The sequence below is a fragment of the Rhizobium sp. CF080 genome (assembly GCF_000282095.2).
Taxonomy (GTDB): Bacteria; Pseudomonadota; Alphaproteobacteria; order Rhizobiales; family Rhizobiaceae; genus Neorhizobium.
The window spans coordinates 894,788-908,980 of the sequence record NZ_AKKC02000004.1; the positions used below are offsets into that span (position 1 = coordinate 894,788).

Below are 14,193 nucleotides of genomic sequence, written 5' to 3' on the forward strand. Positions count from 1 at the left end.
CCCCTTGTGCGCAAAACATGCAGGCACGCGCGTCACCCCTGCGCGTCCTCACATTCTTCACGTTCGAGATGCCCACTCACTGAACCGGCGCGCCGCCAATTTTCTTAAAAAAATTGCAAGCAATTGAAAAATATGGATTATATCCGGTTTTATGGCGCGATGACCGTCAACCACCGGCCGGCTCCGAGCAGCCGGAAGCCGACGCTTGCCTGCAGGGACGCAAGCGCTGCTTCCGGATCGGCAAGCGGAAGGCTACCCGTTACTCTTTCGTCGGAAAGCGACGGAGACACGACGATGATGCGGCCGCGCCGGTAACGCTCGATCTCCTTCAGGACATCGCCCAGCCGGGCCCGGTAGAAGATGAACCGGCCCTCCCGCCATGCGAGGGCATCGTCGAGGTTGACCGCCTGCACGGGACCGATGCCGGCCTGCCCGAAATGCACCTGCTCGCCCGGCATCAGGATCGTTTCCCCCGGTGACGTGTCGTGCGTGACGGCCACCTTGCCGTGATCGAGCGTGACGATGCCGCCGTCGTCGACCAGCCGGACGTCGAAGCCTGTGCCGAGGACCTTGATTTCCCCACCGGCGGCGGAGACGATGAAGGGAGCGGCGCCGGGCACCACGTCGAAGAAGGCCGCACCGCCCAGCAACCGGACACGGCGCTCGCCCGGCCTGTAATCCTCGGCAAGCGCGCTGTCCGCGTCCAGCAGGACCTTCGAACCGTCAGGCAGCGTTACCGCCCGCCGCTGGCCCCGGTCGGCGACATAGTCCGCCTCGAAGGTCCGCAAGAGCCCGGGGCTTTCAAACGCGACGGCCCCGGCCACCATCGCCGCGAGGACGATGCTGACGACGGTCAGCCGTCGCCCGGTCCTGCGCTGCTTGCCGGCGCGCTCCATGGCCTTGAGATAGACCGCGAGCTCATCGGCCTCCTCGCGTGCCAGCCTCTGGCCCGGCTGCTCCGTTTCGTCCCAGAGATCGGCGATCCTGCCGAAGGCCTCGGCGTGGGCGGGGTCGGCATCGCGCCAGGTCTCGAATTCCCGTCTGTTGGCCTCGCTCGGATTGCCGAGCAGACAGACGAGCCAGTTTCTGGCCTGTTCCCTGATCTCGTCATGCGTCTGCGACACCGTTTGCTGTTCCGTCATGAGCAGGGCCGGCCCTCGAATGCGTGGCCGAGGACAATCATCTTACGGTCGCCGCATCGAAGCCGCATCAGGCGGAGCCATCCATCAAGGCGGCCTCGCAGGCCGCGACGGCCCGGGCCATGTGCTTGGCCACCATGCGCTCCGATATGCCCATTGCGGGGGCGATCTCGACGAAGGTCTTACCGTGGATCCGGTTGAGCAGGAAGACATGCCGTGTCTGCTTCGGCAGGCGTGCCAGCGCCTCGTCTATCCTGCCGATGCCCTGTCGGGCGACGAGGACGTCATGGGGAGAGGCCACCGGCGCAGCATACTGTTCCTGGGTCAGGCCGATGAAGAAGGCGGTGCGCACCTTTTCCGAACGGAGGTAGTCGATCGATGCGTTTCGGGCGCAGCGGTTGAGAAAGGCGTGGGGGTTGCCGCTCTGCTCCGTCGCCCTTTCCCACAGGCGCAGGAAGACGTCATGGACGATGTCGCGGGCGGCAAAGGAACCGACCTTCCGTTTCACCTGCCTTTCGAGCTGGGCGGACCGATCGACATAGAGCTTGGAGACTTCTTCGGATCTTGCGGTCATGAGGCATGAGGTTCGACGATAGGTCACCTTGCCTGCCTAGTGAATTGTGTAAGCCACTGCAAATGCGGAGATTTAGAGCCGTTCCAGACTATCTTGGCAGGCAGTAGAATACATGACAAAAGAAGTCATGTTATGTGTTGATTTTGTTGGACTCCGTGTGGCTTCGGCATGCCGTGGAGGCGGTCACGGCGAGCGAGAGTTTCGGTGATTTAAACGCAAAATGTTGCAATTGTGCCACGCAGCAGGAGCCGACGCTAGAACGGCAATGCCGGACAGCGTGAAGCGTTCTGCCATCATGCGGATCGTTCCTTCCCTCCAAGCAGCCAGAGAAGATAGGGCCCGCCGATCAGCGCCGCGAAGAGGCCGACCGGCACCTGATAGGGATAGATGACGACCCGCGACAGCCAGTCGGCCATCACGAGCACGCCTGCGCCGATCAGGATTGCTGCGGCAAGCTGATGGTGCGGCTTCTGGAAACCGATCAGCCGGGCGAGATGCGGCGCGATCAGTCCTGCCAGGCTCAAGGGACCAACGAGAAACGAGGAGATCGCCGTCATCAATGCCGCAAGGACGGCGAGCACAAGGCGGGACGGCAGGACGCGAAGGCCGATGCTGCGGGAAACACCCGTGCCGAGCGGCAGGATGGTGAGCCAGCGGATCATCAGGAAAAGCGGCGCCGTCAACACCACGAGCGTGATCATCGCCGTCCAGGCTTCGAAGGCGCCGGCGCGATTGGTCGATCCGGACATCCAGGTGAGCAGGATATAGCTGCGCATGTCGCCCTGGGCGAGCACCATGCTGACGATCGCCATGCAGAAGGCGCTGATGGCGATGCCGGCAAGCAGCAGCCGTTCGGCCGAAAACCCGGAGCGGCCCGCAATCGCGATCATCACCAGGAACGCGGCAAGCGAGCCGAGCGCCATGCCGAGAAGCATGATTGCAGGTGACGGGAATCCGAACAGGAAGAGAGCGACCGTCAAGCCGGCACCGCCGCCGCTCGAAACACCAAGCACTTCGGGGCTGGCGATCGGGTTGCCGGTCACGCGTTGCATGATGAAGCCGGCTGCTCCGAGCATGGCCCCGGCACCGCCGGCTGCCAGGATACGCGGCAGGCGGAAGGGCAGAAGTTCGGAAAAGAGCGGGCCGAGTGCAACGCTCCAGCCCTTATCCGTCGGGCTTAGCGTTAGGACGAGGGCGAAGATGATGGCAAGGGCCGCTGCCAGAAGCGACAGCGCGGCAGCAGGCTTTCGAAGCTGCCGTAAGGCGGCATCGGCCGTTGCGGTCACCGCAGAAAACCCGTGGACGCGCGGCAGGAGCAGGAGAAGCAGCGGTCCGCCGAGCAGAGCGGTTGCGGCACCTGTCGGCACGAGATCGGAAAAACCCGGCCCCAGCAGCTGGGTCAGGCAATCTGCGAGGAAAAGCACCGCGGCGCCTGCGAGAGGAGCGGCCATCATCACCTGTCCGGTTGTGCGCGCGCCGCAGAACCTGGCCATGGTGGGTGCCGCAAGCCCCAGGAAGCCGATGATGCCGACCGTTGCCGTGACCGAGGCGGACAGCCAGACGGCGAGGACGAGGATCGAAAACCGGACCCCATGCAGCGCGACGCCCAGGCTTCTGGCACTGGAATCGTCAAGCGCCAGGACATTCAGCGGCCGCAGCAGGAGTGCCGCGGCGAGGATGCCCGCCGCCAGCCGCGGCGCGAGCGAGATGACGCCACTCCAGTCCTGCTGGTTGAGCGCGCCTGCTCCCCAGATATGGATCGACATGGCGTATTCGCCGCGCGCCAGAACCAGCGTCACACTGAGCGAAGCCGCGATCAGGCTGACGATCATGCCGGAGATCGCCACCGTGACCGGATCGAGCCCGCGCCGCCAGCTCAGCGCCAGCACGATCGCCACCGCGGTAAAACCTCCGGCAAAGGCAAGCAGTTCGCGGGAGATGCCGGTGAGAAGCGGTAAAAAACCGAGGCCGAGCGTCTGCGCCAGTTCCGCACCGGACGCAATGCCGAGGGTCGAGGCATCGGCAATCGGATTGCGCAGCACCCGTTGCAGCAGCGCGCCGGCAAGACCGAGCGCTGCGCCGGCGATCAAAGCGATCGCAGCGCGCGGCAGAAGGCTGTTCCACAGCAGGATTGCATCGAGCACCGCGGCAGTCCCTGGCTCCCCGGGGACGTGCGGGCGAAACGCCAGAAGCAGAGTGAACGAGACAATGCAGGCGATGCCGAGCGCGGCGGCAGGGAGAAGATGGGGCAGGCCCGTGCGCATGGGCGTATGAAGGCTAACCGTTCCGGACACGGGAAAACCCTTCCGCCAGGAAATCGGCAAACCGGCTTGCGGCCGGCAGAGCCCCATAGGGATTGATCGATCCGACCGCCAGCACGCGATTTTCCCGCACTGCGGGCAGGGCCTTCCAAAAAGCGCTTTCGGCCAGCGCTTCAAAGGCATCCTGCGGATGCGGAGGAATGAGGACGATCCAGGCGTCGGGCATGGAAGCCAGCGTCTCGATGCCCATCGGCGCCATGGCCGAATAACTGGTCGCGCCCGTCCACGCATTGGCAAGCCCGACGCGCTTCAGCACCTCGCCGAACATGCTGTCGGAACCGAAGACCCGGTAATGGCGCGCATCGCCAAGGTTGATCGGCAGGACGGGGCGGCCGTCACCCCTGGCGAAGAGGTTCTTGTAGCGATCGAGCCGGGCAGCGAGCTCCTCGACCATCCTGCCGGCCGCCGGCCGCTGCAGCCGCTCGCCGATCGCCAGCGTCGCCTGTTCGGCAAGGAGGTAAGGACTTTCGCCGGGTTTGTAGATCGGATGGCTTTCGACCGGCGCGATACGGCTCATCAGCGGATCGGCCCAGGCGTAGAAATTCGAGTTGAGGATCAGGTCCGGGCGGGCGAAACGCAGCACCTCGAAATTCGGCGTGCCGCGCAGGCCGAGATCGGCGACGCCCTCCGGCACATCGGGCTTGATCGCAACCTGGCGGAACTGGCGAAGCTCGGTCGCCGCCACGACATTGGCGCCGATCGCAAGCAGCGTTTCGAGGAGTGCCCAGTCCAGCGTGGCAACCCGCGGTCCCGCTTCCTGCGCCCGCGGAACGCGCGCCGCCGCCAAGACGGCGGCGGCTGAAAGCACGGTTCTGCGGGTGAATTGCTGCACTCTCGACATGTCTCCCAAGGCACAGGAAGGCCCGAAACGGGCCTTCCTGCAAAACTTGTCTCAGATTGTCAAATTACCAGACCTTGCTGATCTTGAAATTGACGGTGCGTGCCTCGCCGTAGCCGCAAAAATACTGGGTGTTGCAGCCTGCGACATATTCCTTGTCGAACAGGTTGGTGACGTTCAGGGACGCCTTCCAGTCGTTCTTCTCGTAACGGATCGCCGCGTCGAAGACGGTCGCATCCGGAACGCGCAGGGTGTTCGCATTGTCCGCCCAGGATTTGCCGCGATAACGGACGCCGGCGCCGAAGCCGAGCCCTTCCAACGGCCCTGCCGTGACGGTGTAGTCGAGCCAGAGCGAGCCAAGAACGTCAGGCACGACATTGGGCGTCTTCCCGATCAGCGTGGGATCGTCCTTGGTGATTTCGATATCCGTATAGGACGCTGCCGCGATGACCTTCCAGTTCTGATCCAGATTGACCTTGCCTTCCACTTCGACACCCCGCGAGCGGACTTCGCCGAGCTGGCTGGTTACCGGGCCGGTGGTGATCGTGTAGTTCTGTTTCGTGATGTCGAAGACGGAGGCCGTCAGGCTGCCGTCGAGCCAGGTAGGCTCGTATTTGACGCCGGCCTCGAACTGGTAGCCTTCCTCCGGTTTCGGCGCAGCGCCGCCCGTCAGGCCAACGATCGGGCTGAAGAAGGTCGCGGCGCTGACATAGGGCGTCAGGCCGTTATCGAACTCGTATGCCAGGCCCGCGCGGCCGCTCCAGGCGCGGTCGTTGCTGGAATAGTTCTCCGTTCCTCCCGGCATGAGATCTTCGATCTCGTTATGAACGTAGTCGTAGCGGCCGTTGAACGTGGCGATCCAGCCGTCACCGAACTTGATCTGGTCCTGCGCGTAAATGCCGACCTGGTTGAGCGTGTAGACCTGGTTCAGGTTGCGGGCGAGAGTGATCGGCGAGCCATAGACCGGATTGTTGGGATCGAACGAGTCCGGAAAGAGTGGGAAGGGGGTTGCGAGCTGGTCTGTATGCAGCCGATAATAACGGTAGTCCAGGCCAGCCATGATCTTATGCGAGGCGCCCCCGAATTCGAACTCGTTTTCGATCCGGTTGTCGACATTGAAGGCATTGGCGGTCGAGGTAATGTCTTCGCCGTAGCGGCCTACCACGTCATCCGTCTGGTCGAAGTCGAATGGGTAGACATATTTCTCATGCTTGAACAAATGGCCGTAGCGAAGGTTCTGGGTGAATTTCCAACCGCCTTCGAACTCGTGTTTGAATTCGTAGCCGACCATTTTCTGGACGACCGTGCCGTTGTCGAAATCCGGTTCGCCGAGGAACTGGTCACGCGGGATCGTGCCGAAGAACGGGTTACTGACGACTGTGCCGTTATATGGCAGCAGGCCGTTGGTTGTGTGGACCTGGTCGAGGCCGCTGATATAGGCCCAGACCGTCAGGCTGGTGCCCGCGTCCGGCGAGAAGGTAAACTGCGGCATGATAAAGCCGCGCAGGTCCTCGCTGTAGTCGGTATAGTTGTCGCCGCCGGCGATCTTGCCGGTCAGGCGATAGCTGAAGGTGCCGTCGGGGGTGATCTTGTCGGAAAGGTCGAAGCCGAAGTAGGCGTTGCCGTTCGTGTTGATGCCGGTCTCGGTGTAGTAGTAGGGCTCGTCGGTCGGGCGCTTGCGGATCAGGTTGACGACGCCACCGGCATTGGCGCCGCCGAGCAGGACGGAGGCCGGTCCCTTGAGGACCTCGACGCGCTCCAGCATGAACGGATCGAGCTGGAAGCCGCCATAGGCGTGACTGGTGAGCGCGAGGCTGTCGAAGAACACGCCCGTCTGCGAAGCATTGAATCCGCGAACATAGATCCAGTCGGTGTCGGGGTCCGAGCCGTAGGGCTGGCCAAACACGCCGGGCGTATAGAGGAGAACCTGGTCGATCTTGCTAACGGCGCCGCGGTCGTCCATTTCCTCCCGGCCAATGACCGACACGGACTGCGGGATTTCCTTGAGCGGCGTATCGGTCTTGGAACCGGTCGTCGACTGCCTCGCGACATAACCTTTGACCGGGCCGGTTCCGTCGCCTTCGCCCTCGCCACGAATGACGATCGGCGCCAACGTCGTATCGGCGTCCTGGGCATGAGCCGTCCAGGCGCTGCAAAGGGCGATAAGCGCCACACCTGCACGCAATCCGAGCCTTGCCCCCAAGGCTGTTTCTCTCTTGTTCATTCCAGGCCCCACTCACACGGACTTCTTCGCCGCTTGCAGGAAGCGGCATTACGATAAGGTGAGCAGTTAACTCATATTTAAAGTTTCGGCTTGGTTCGATCGGCGACAATTGGACGTTTTTGGGCAATTTCAAAATGAGTGAGCAAATATTTGCAAAAATGCATCACTGCTGCCTGGCCTTCCGCCAGCGGGCCGGGGTGGTCCCCACATGTTTGCGGAAGACCTTGGTGAAATGCGCCTGGTCCGAGAAGCCGGTTTCGGCGGCGACTTCGGTCAACGGATAGAGGTCCGACACCAGCAAAGCTTTTGCACGTTCCAGCCGGGCATTCATCTGCCAGTCGTGGGGCGCCATCCCGGTCGATGCCTTGAACGAATGGCTGAAATGCGATGGCGACAGGCCCGTCAGGTCGGCGAGTTCCTGCAGGCGGATATTGCGCATGCAGTTTTCGGTGATGAAATCCGTAGCGCGCCGCAGCTGCGAGACTGCCAGCGTTCCCCGCCGCCGGGGCGGTGCCTTCACCATCTTCAGGACATCGATGACGAGCGCCAGAGCGAGCCCGTCCCCATAGAGATCATGCAGCGGCTCCGGATTGGAAATCTCGGCGGCGATCAATTCGGCCAGCGCCATGACGCGCTGGTCGGAGAACAGCAGCTGGGGGTCTTTGAGCTTTTTTGGGTTGATGTCTTCCATCAGCCGGCGGCCGAGGATGTCCGCGTCGAAGTGGATATCGAGGTGGCGCACATACTGCACGTCGGCAATATCCATCCACAGGTCCATGTCGGCGGGAATGTAGGAGATCGGGCTCTGACTGCTGTCCTGTGGCGCGCCGCGGGATTTCGGCGAAAGCTTGACGATAGGACGTCCGTGGCCGCGCTGGTCGAGCAGGATGAACAGTCGTGGATCCCGCGCCACGTAGTGGCCGCCCGCATAGGGCGCGCATTCCACATCCCAGAGGTCGGCGGTGATACCGTTCCAGTAACGGCGCTTCAGCCCGCCGATGACCGAAAAACCCTCGATCCTGTTCTGCATCCGCGGCTGGAAGGTCATGCAGTTATCCTGAAAAAGCTAAACCTGCATGATTTTATCAACTTTGATGCGGCGCATCAATCCCGCCGGCGGGGTCGGTGCCCCGTCATCCCGATCTCCGTACGTACATCTATCGCCGGCCTGATGCCGATCCTCCGGCGAAGGTTCGAATCCCGTCAAGACCGGCCACTATTCCAGTGTTTCGCCAATGTACCCGGTGTGTGCATGTTGCCGTAAAGGTTGCCCCAAAATTCATCCCTTTCTTCAACCGCCGTCTTCGACCAGGCCGAATCGACGGCCATTTCTCCGCACCAGTATGCGTATACGAAGGGTGCACGCAGGCCGTGACGAAGAAAGGCGAGGCGGGATCGGGTGACGTCGGGAGACTGCAGGGAGGCCGCCGCGATATCCGGTGCGACCGCATCGAACGGCCTGCCTTCACCGAGCACCTGCCAGGCGGCGCGGCACCGGAGCGCCGAACGAAGACGCTGCAGCAGGTGGCCGAGATGATCCTCGGGCGTTTCGATCCAGTCGAGAAACTGCAGGCCGTTGTCGGCGATGCCTTCGAAAATGGCCGAACTCGCCGAACTCGTGACGACCTGAGCCGCATCGAGCGGCATGAGGCCTTCCGCCACGCGCCTCTCGCGCAGTTTCAGATGAACGAGATGGCCCGGAAAAGCTTCGTGCACCGCCAGGTGCTTGAGGCTGAACGCCGTGTAGGGAAAATCGACATTGAGCAGCAACCGCCTTTCGGGGAAATCGCAATAGGCCGAATACGGGACATTCCGCTGACCGATCGGCTTGAGCCATTCGCCACCGAGCCAGTCAGCCTTCAGCGCGGTTGCGAGAGCCCCGCATCGCGCCCGCGCCTGACGCTGAAAGTCCGCCAGCACGTCCAGCACTTTGTCGGCAGGTATTCGTGCACGCTCCTCCCAGCGCGCAAGATCTTCCGAGAGGTTCCCGCCGCGGAAGCCGAGTTCGTCCAATGCCTCGCGGATCCCCTTGTGATAGCTCGCGATGATCTCTTCGGGGATATCGCGCACATCGACGCGGATCTGTCGTTCCAGTCTTTCGGCAAAGCTGATCGTATCGCCGCGGAAGGTGGTGATCAGGGCGAGCAGTGAATCCGACATCTCGTCGAGCCAGTCCCGACGCAGTGCGTTTTCCGCTTGCCCGAGGCGGTCGCGCAAGGATAGGAGTGCGCTCTCCGCCTCCTCGTAGGTGCCGAATGGACGCGGCGAAACTTCGGCGACGGCGACCGGTATCAAGCCTTCGGCATCGAGGATACCGGCATTGCCATTGCGACTGCGATAGAGCAGGTCGAGACCTGCCGTTATCGCCGCCATCTCTCTTCCCAATTCCATCCACGTTACCCCTGATTTTTCACGAAAATCCCGCCCCGGACGATGATCGGCATATGGGCGCCCTGATGTGTGAGCAGCGACATGTCGTCGAGCGGATTGCCATCGACCACGACCAGGTCAGCGAAGGCGCCCGGTGCGATGCATCCGATCCTGCCCTCCATCCTGAGCAGTTTTGCTGCGACATGCGTTGCGGAGGCGATGACCTCATGGGCGGGCAGGACGCGTGTGCGGATCACGAATTCCTCTGACTGATGACGGTGCATTTCACCGAGCAGGTCGGTGCCGTAAGCCATCGGCAAGCCGGCGTCGCGCATGATCGAGAGCGATTCCATGCCGGCCAGCCGCACGGAATCGACTTTGGCGACAGAGGCGGGCGGCAGGCCGAGCGCCGGCCCCTCGACGCCGAGCTTCTCGTAAGTGACGAGCGTCGGCACGGAGATGCAGCCGTTTTCGACGGCGAGCTTGGCGGTCTGCGGGCGAATCAGGTTGCAGTGTTCCAGTGAATGGATCCCGCATTCGATCGCCCGCTGGATCGCCTTGTCGGTATAGAGATGCGCCGCGACATAGGTGCCGGCATTCTCCGCCTCCTCGACGGCGGCGACCAGCTCTTCCCGCGAGAAGCCGAGAAAGTGGATCGGGTCGGTCGGCGAGGCGATGCCGCCATTCGCCATGACCTTGATGAAATGGGCTCCCGATTTCAGTTCTTCGCGGGCGGCCTTGCGGACTTCTGGCACCCCGTCGCAGATGCGCCCGAGATTGCCGAGCGTATGGCCGGTCTTCGGCGTCGGCGTGTCGTCATAGGGGCCGCGATAGTCCGTATGGCCGCCGGATTGCGAGAGCGCCTTGCCGCAGATATTGAGCCGGGGTGTTGGCCAGGGCGCCTCCTGCGCGGCGGCCAGCAGGCCGGAGGTCGCGCCGCCCAAATCACGGACCGTGGTGAAGCCGCGCATCAGCATGTCGCCCATGATCTTGAAGGCGCGCACGGTGACGATCGGATCCGGAAGTTTCGCGTTCTGGCCGAGGTTCGCCATGCCGGCGATGACATGCACATGGGCGTCGATCAGGCCCGGCATCAGCACCTTGCCGGCAAGGTTGATCCGCTGCGCGCCGGCACTGTTGATGGAGGGCGAAACCTCGCGGATCAGGTCGCCCTCGACGAGCACCGAGACCGGCTCGCTCGCCTGAGGGCTGGTTCCGTCGACAATGCGGGCGTTTTCGAAGAGATAGGAGGTCACGGTCTTGTTCCTTTTCAATCTCTCGGCGCACTGCCGGCGCGGCGGGCTTCGAGGAAGGCGGGGATCAGCAGCGGAGCGAATTTCCTGGCGATCTCGACATGCGTTTCCTCGTAGAAGAATTCCTCGTGCAGCAGGTTGATCGTGCCGATTGTTTCGCCGTCATAGACGACCGGGATGTTGATCGCCGCATTGAGGCCGATGCTGGCGATCAGCTCGTGATCGAAGAAGGCCCATTTGATGGCCTCTCGGTCGCGGCCGAGAAAGGGTTGCTGCCGGCGCAGCACCAGATCGCCCCAGGGCGTGAGGCCCATCGGCTTGCGGCCGAAGACGGGATAGACGTCCGGCATGTTCGAATAGACGCGCGCCACCTCGTCGCCATCCGTGTAGAGCAGCGTCAGCAGGCGGTGGCCAACGTGCCTGGCGAGAGCGGCGTCCAGCGCATCGTAGAAGAAGTTTGGCTGGCCAGGTTCTGCCAGAAGCCCGATCAGGTCCTCGATCATCGTGAAACTCCTCTATCGGTGATGGCAGGCAACGGAATGGCCGTCGGCCTTCCGTTCCAGCCGCGGTTCGATTTGGCGGCAGATATCGGTCGCGAGGGGGCAACGGGTGTGGAAGGCGCAGCCCGCAGGTTTTCGCGTGGCGCTCGGAATGTCGTCGCTGACGGCGCTGAACTTGTGACGCTGGCGCGGATCATGTGCCGGCGCCGAGCGCAGCAACAGTTCCGAATAGGGGTGAAGGGGTTTCGTGAAGATCGCCTCTTTCGACCCGGTCTCGACGATCTTGCCGAGATACATGACGGCGACCCGGTGCGAGACGTGTTCGACCACGCCGAGATCATGCGAAATGAACAGGTAGGAAAGGCCGAGTTCCTTCTGCAGGTCGGCGAGCAGGTTGAGGATCTGTGCCTGTACGGACACGTCGAGTGCAGAAACCGGCTCGTCGCAGACGATGATGTCGGGCTTCAGGGCCAGCGCCCGGGCAATGCCGATCCTCTGGCGCTGGCCGCCGGAGAACTGGTGCGGGAAATTGTCGGCCTGGTCGGGCCTCAAACCCACCAGCGACATGAGCTTGGCGACCTCGGCCCGCCGTTCCTCGGTCGCGCCGATGCCATGGATATCGAGCGGCGCACGGATGATGTCGCGCACCCGCTGGCGCGGGTTGAGCGAGGAGAAAGGATCCTGGAAGATGATCTGCATGCGGCGGCGGTAGGATCGCGGGATGCTCCGCATTTGCGTGACGTCCTCGGCTCCCTGCATGGCGATGTGGCCGTCCGTGGCCTTCACGAGGCCCATGAGGGCGAGCCCGGTGGTCGACTTGCCGCAGCCGCTTTCGCCGACAAGGCCGAGCGTTTCGCCCGGACCGATCGAGAAGGAAACGCCGTCGACGGCCTTCACCTCGCCGACCTGCCGCTGGAAGACGCCGGAGCGGATGGCAAAATGCACCTTGAGGTTCTCAACGGAGAGGAGAGGGGCCGCAGCATCAGGCATTGTCATGCTCCCAGCAGGCGGCAAAATGACCGGGTTTCTTTTCGATGAAGGGTGGGCGTTCCTCCAGGCAGCGGGCCGAGGCGCCGGGACAGCGGGGCGCAAAGGCGCAGCCCTTCGGCAGGTCCCAGAGCGGCGGCACGGTGCCGGGAATATCCGTCAGCCGTTCCGGGGCGGCTTTGCTCCTGTCCCGATGGGGGACGGCGCCCATCAGGCCGATCGTATAGGGATGGATCGGGTTTTCGAAGAGTTCGTAGACGCTGCATTCCTCCACCCGCCGGCCGGCATACATGACGATGACGCGGTCGGCGATTTCGGCAACCACGCCGAGATCGTGGGTGATCAGGATCTGGGCGGTGCCGAGCCGCTTCTGCAGGTCGGAAATCAGTCCGAGAATCTGCGCCTGCACGGTGACGTCGAGGGCCGTTGTCGGCTCATCGGCGATGATGATCTTCGGCTCGCAGGCAAGCGCCAGAGCAATCATCGCGCGCTGCCGCATGCCGCCGGAGAGTTCATGGGGATATTGCCGGGCGCGGCGTTCGGGGTCCGGCATCTGGACCAGTTCCAGGCATTTGACGGCGCGCGCAAAGGCCTCGCGTCGCCCAAGCCTTCGATGCTGGCGGACGGATTCAGCGATCTGTTCGCCGATCGTCAGCACCGGGTTCAGCGCCGATAGCGGTTCCTGGAAGATCATGGCGATCTTGTCGCCGCGGAAATCCTCGACCTTGCGTCGATCCATGGCGAGAAAGTCCTCGCCATGGATCCTGATCGAACCGGATGCGACGCGGGCGCCGTCGGGCAGGAGGCGCAGCAGCGACAACGCGGTCATCGATTTGCCGCAGCCGCTTTCGCCGACGATGCAGACCGTCTCGCCCGGGCGCACCGAAAGGCTCATCTCCGAGACGACGGGAAAAGCCCCGTTCTCCCCGAGGATCTCGACATTCAGGTCGCTGACGGCAAGCGCCGGTTCCATCGTCTTTTCCATGGCTCGATCTTGCATCCGTTCATTCCATCTGCCGGAGGGATCCGATCAGTCGGTGGACCCTTCGATATTGCCGACCATGAAGCCATAATCGCCCGCCTCGACGAGGTTGCGGGTCAGGTGCTGCATGACCATGATGCCGGTTTCGAAGGGCGTGGGGATTTCCTCGATCGTCTCGAAGTCGTAGGGGCTGACGACGCGGCCGAGCAGCGAGCCGCCCTTGATGATCTCGCCATTCGCCGGAGAAAGCGGCTCCAGCCAGCCGCCATGCTTCGGGCGGATACCGACGAGTTCGGTGACCACGACCTGTTTCGGATTGGGCTTCACTTCGCCGTCGATCGAGCCGATCAGGCGAAGCTGGTTCATCAGGCCAGCGACGGTGAGCTCGACATAGGGGGTTTGGTCGACGATGCCCCCGCCGAGTTCGATCGTCACGACCTTGGTGCCATGGCGGTCCATCGAAACGGATTTGCTGGTGCCGGAATAGACCGTACCGGCCTTTCCGGCCATGGGGCGATAAAGGATCTTCGAACCGAAGGCACGCGACAGCGGCTCGTCATTCCAGATGTAGACATAGTCGACGGTCGGCCGGTCCGTGCCGGAATGCAGGTCGAGATTGTAGTCGATCTTGGCGTAGAACTCGTGTGCCAGCGCATCGGCGAGCTGCTGGCTGTAGGTACCGCGCGGATCGCCGGGGAATTCGCGGTTGAGGTTCAGCTGGTCGAGCGGATTGTGACGATGGTTGACGGCGAAGGAACGCGGGTTGGCGACCGGCAGGAGAATGATGCGGCCCTTGAGCGGCATGTCCTTGATGATGCGGTAGAGTTCCAGGATCGCCTGCGAGCCGGTGTTTTCGTTGCCGTGGATGGAGGCGGAAATCCCGACGGTCGGGCCGTCCTGTTCGCCCACCAGTTCGTGCATGAAGATCACCGCGTCGCTGCCGTCCGCGTGGGTGGTGAATTTGGGACGAAGCTTGTTGATCGACTTGACCATGGATGTTTCCTT

12 protein-coding genes are annotated in these 14,193 nt (G+C 62.9%); all 12 read right to left on the bottom strand.

Annotation, left to right across the window (positions count from 1 at the left end):
- Positions 1-149: 149 nt before the first annotated feature.
- The 12 genes from PMI07_RS11295 to PMI07_RS11350 all read right to left on the bottom strand — a co-directional run bounded on the left by PMI07_RS11295 (position 150) and on the right by PMI07_RS11350 (position 14,181).
- A complete protein-coding gene (locus PMI07_RS11295; RefSeq protein WP_007769155.1) occupies positions 150-1,142 on the bottom strand; it encodes a FecR family protein in 993 nt (330 codons plus the stop codon).
- 67 nt (positions 1,143-1,209) lie between these two features.
- The gene (locus PMI07_RS11300; RefSeq protein WP_007769158.1) at positions 1,210-1,713 is read right to left on the bottom strand and encodes a sigma-70 family RNA polymerase sigma factor; all 504 of its coding nucleotides are present in this window, start codon (positions 1,711-1,713) and stop codon (positions 1,210-1,212) included.
- A 293-nt stretch (positions 1,714-2,006) separates the two neighbouring features.
- A complete protein-coding gene (fhuB, locus tag PMI07_RS11305; RefSeq protein WP_024163744.1) occupies positions 2,007-3,977 on the bottom strand; it encodes a Fe(3+)-hydroxamate ABC transporter permease FhuB in 1,971 nt (656 codons plus the stop codon).
- A 13-nt stretch (positions 3,978-3,990) separates the two neighbouring features.
- Positions 3,991-4,875 carry an iron-siderophore ABC transporter substrate-binding protein gene (locus PMI07_RS11310; protein ID WP_007760628.1) on the bottom strand — a complete coding sequence of 295 codons (885 nt, stop codon included), beginning with the start codon at positions 4,873-4,875 and terminating at the stop codon, positions 3,991-3,993.
- A 64-nt stretch (positions 4,876-4,939) separates the two neighbouring features.
- The gene (locus tag PMI07_RS11315; protein WP_051484120.1) at positions 4,940-7,096 is read right to left on the bottom strand and encodes a TonB-dependent siderophore receptor; all 2,157 of its coding nucleotides are present in this window, start codon (positions 7,094-7,096) and stop codon (positions 4,940-4,942) included.
- 163 nt (positions 7,097-7,259) lie between these two features.
- Positions 7,260-8,144: an AraC family transcriptional regulator gene (locus PMI07_RS11320; protein ID WP_007760641.1), complete on the bottom strand. Its 885-nt coding sequence runs from the start codon at positions 8,142-8,144 to the stop codon at positions 7,260-7,262.
- A 155-nt stretch (positions 8,145-8,299) separates the two neighbouring features.
- A complete protein-coding gene (locus tag PMI07_RS11325; RefSeq protein WP_007760643.1) occupies positions 8,300-9,487 on the bottom strand; it encodes a hypothetical protein in 1,188 nt (395 codons plus the stop codon).
- 5 nt (positions 9,488-9,492) lie between these two features.
- Positions 9,493-10,722 (bottom strand): amidohydrolase family protein, encoded by a 1,230-nt coding sequence (locus PMI07_RS11330; RefSeq protein WP_007760646.1) that lies wholly within the window; start codon positions 10,720-10,722, stop codon positions 9,493-9,495.
- Positions 10,723-10,736: 14 nt separating this feature from the next.
- Positions 10,737-11,222 (bottom strand): GAF domain-containing protein, encoded by a 486-nt coding sequence (locus tag PMI07_RS11335; RefSeq protein WP_007760648.1) that lies wholly within the window; start codon positions 11,220-11,222, stop codon positions 10,737-10,739.
- Between the two features lie 12 nt (positions 11,223-11,234).
- The gene (locus PMI07_RS11340; protein WP_007760651.1) at positions 11,235-12,209 is read right to left on the bottom strand and encodes an oligopeptide/dipeptide ABC transporter ATP-binding protein; all 975 of its coding nucleotides are present in this window, start codon (positions 12,207-12,209) and stop codon (positions 11,235-11,237) included.
- Entirely contained in the window at positions 12,202-13,179 is a 978-nt protein-coding gene (locus tag PMI07_RS11345) for an ABC transporter ATP-binding protein (RefSeq protein WP_024163745.1), read from the bottom strand. Before PMI07_RS11345 ends, PMI07_RS11340 begins: the two co-directional genes overlap by 8 nt.
- A gap of 57 nt (positions 13,180-13,236) precedes the next feature.
- Positions 13,237-14,181: a succinylglutamate desuccinylase/aspartoacylase family protein gene (locus tag PMI07_RS11350; protein ID WP_007768280.1), complete on the bottom strand. Its 945-nt coding sequence runs from the start codon at positions 14,179-14,181 to the stop codon at positions 13,237-13,239.
- Positions 14,182-14,193: the final 12 nt, after the last annotated feature.

Bases quoted from the DNA above. Each gene is read 5' to 3' on its own strand.
- PMI07_RS11295 (WP_007769155.1), bottom strand. From the start codon at position 1,142: ATGACGGAACAGCAAACGGTGTCGCAGACGCATGACGAGATCAGGGAA.
- PMI07_RS11300 (WP_007769158.1), bottom strand. From the start codon at position 1,713: ATGACCGCAAGATCCGAAGAAGTCTCCAAGCTCTATGTCGATCGGTCC.
- fhuB (WP_024163744.1), bottom strand. From the start codon at position 3,977: ATGCGCACGGGCCTGCCCCATCTTCTCCCTGCCGCCGCGCTCGGCATC.
- PMI07_RS11310 (WP_007760628.1), bottom strand. From the start codon at position 4,875: ATGTCGAGAGTGCAGCAATTCACCCGCAGAACCGTGCTTTCAGCCGCC.
- PMI07_RS11315 (WP_051484120.1), bottom strand. From the start codon at position 7,096: ATGAACAAGAGAGAAACAGCCTTGGGGGCAAGGCTCGGATTGCGTGCA.
- PMI07_RS11320 (WP_007760641.1), bottom strand. From the start codon at position 8,144: ATGACCTTCCAGCCGCGGATGCAGAACAGGATCGAGGGTTTTTCGGTC.
- PMI07_RS11325 (WP_007760643.1), bottom strand. From the start codon at position 9,487: ATGGAATTGGGAAGAGAGATGGCGGCGATAACGGCAGGTCTCGACCTG.
- PMI07_RS11335 (WP_007760648.1), bottom strand. From the start codon at position 11,222: ATGATCGAGGACCTGATCGGGCTTCTGGCAGAACCTGGCCAGCCAAAC.
- PMI07_RS11340 (WP_007760651.1), bottom strand. From the start codon at position 12,209: ATGCCTGATGCTGCGGCCCCTCTCCTCTCCGTTGAGAACCTCAAGGTG.
- PMI07_RS11345 (WP_024163745.1), bottom strand. From the start codon at position 13,179: ATGGAACCGGCGCTTGCCGTCAGCGACCTGAATGTCGAGATCCTCGGG.
- PMI07_RS11350 (WP_007768280.1), bottom strand. From the start codon at position 14,181: ATGGTCAAGTCGATCAACAAGCTTCGTCCCAAATTCACCACCCACGCG.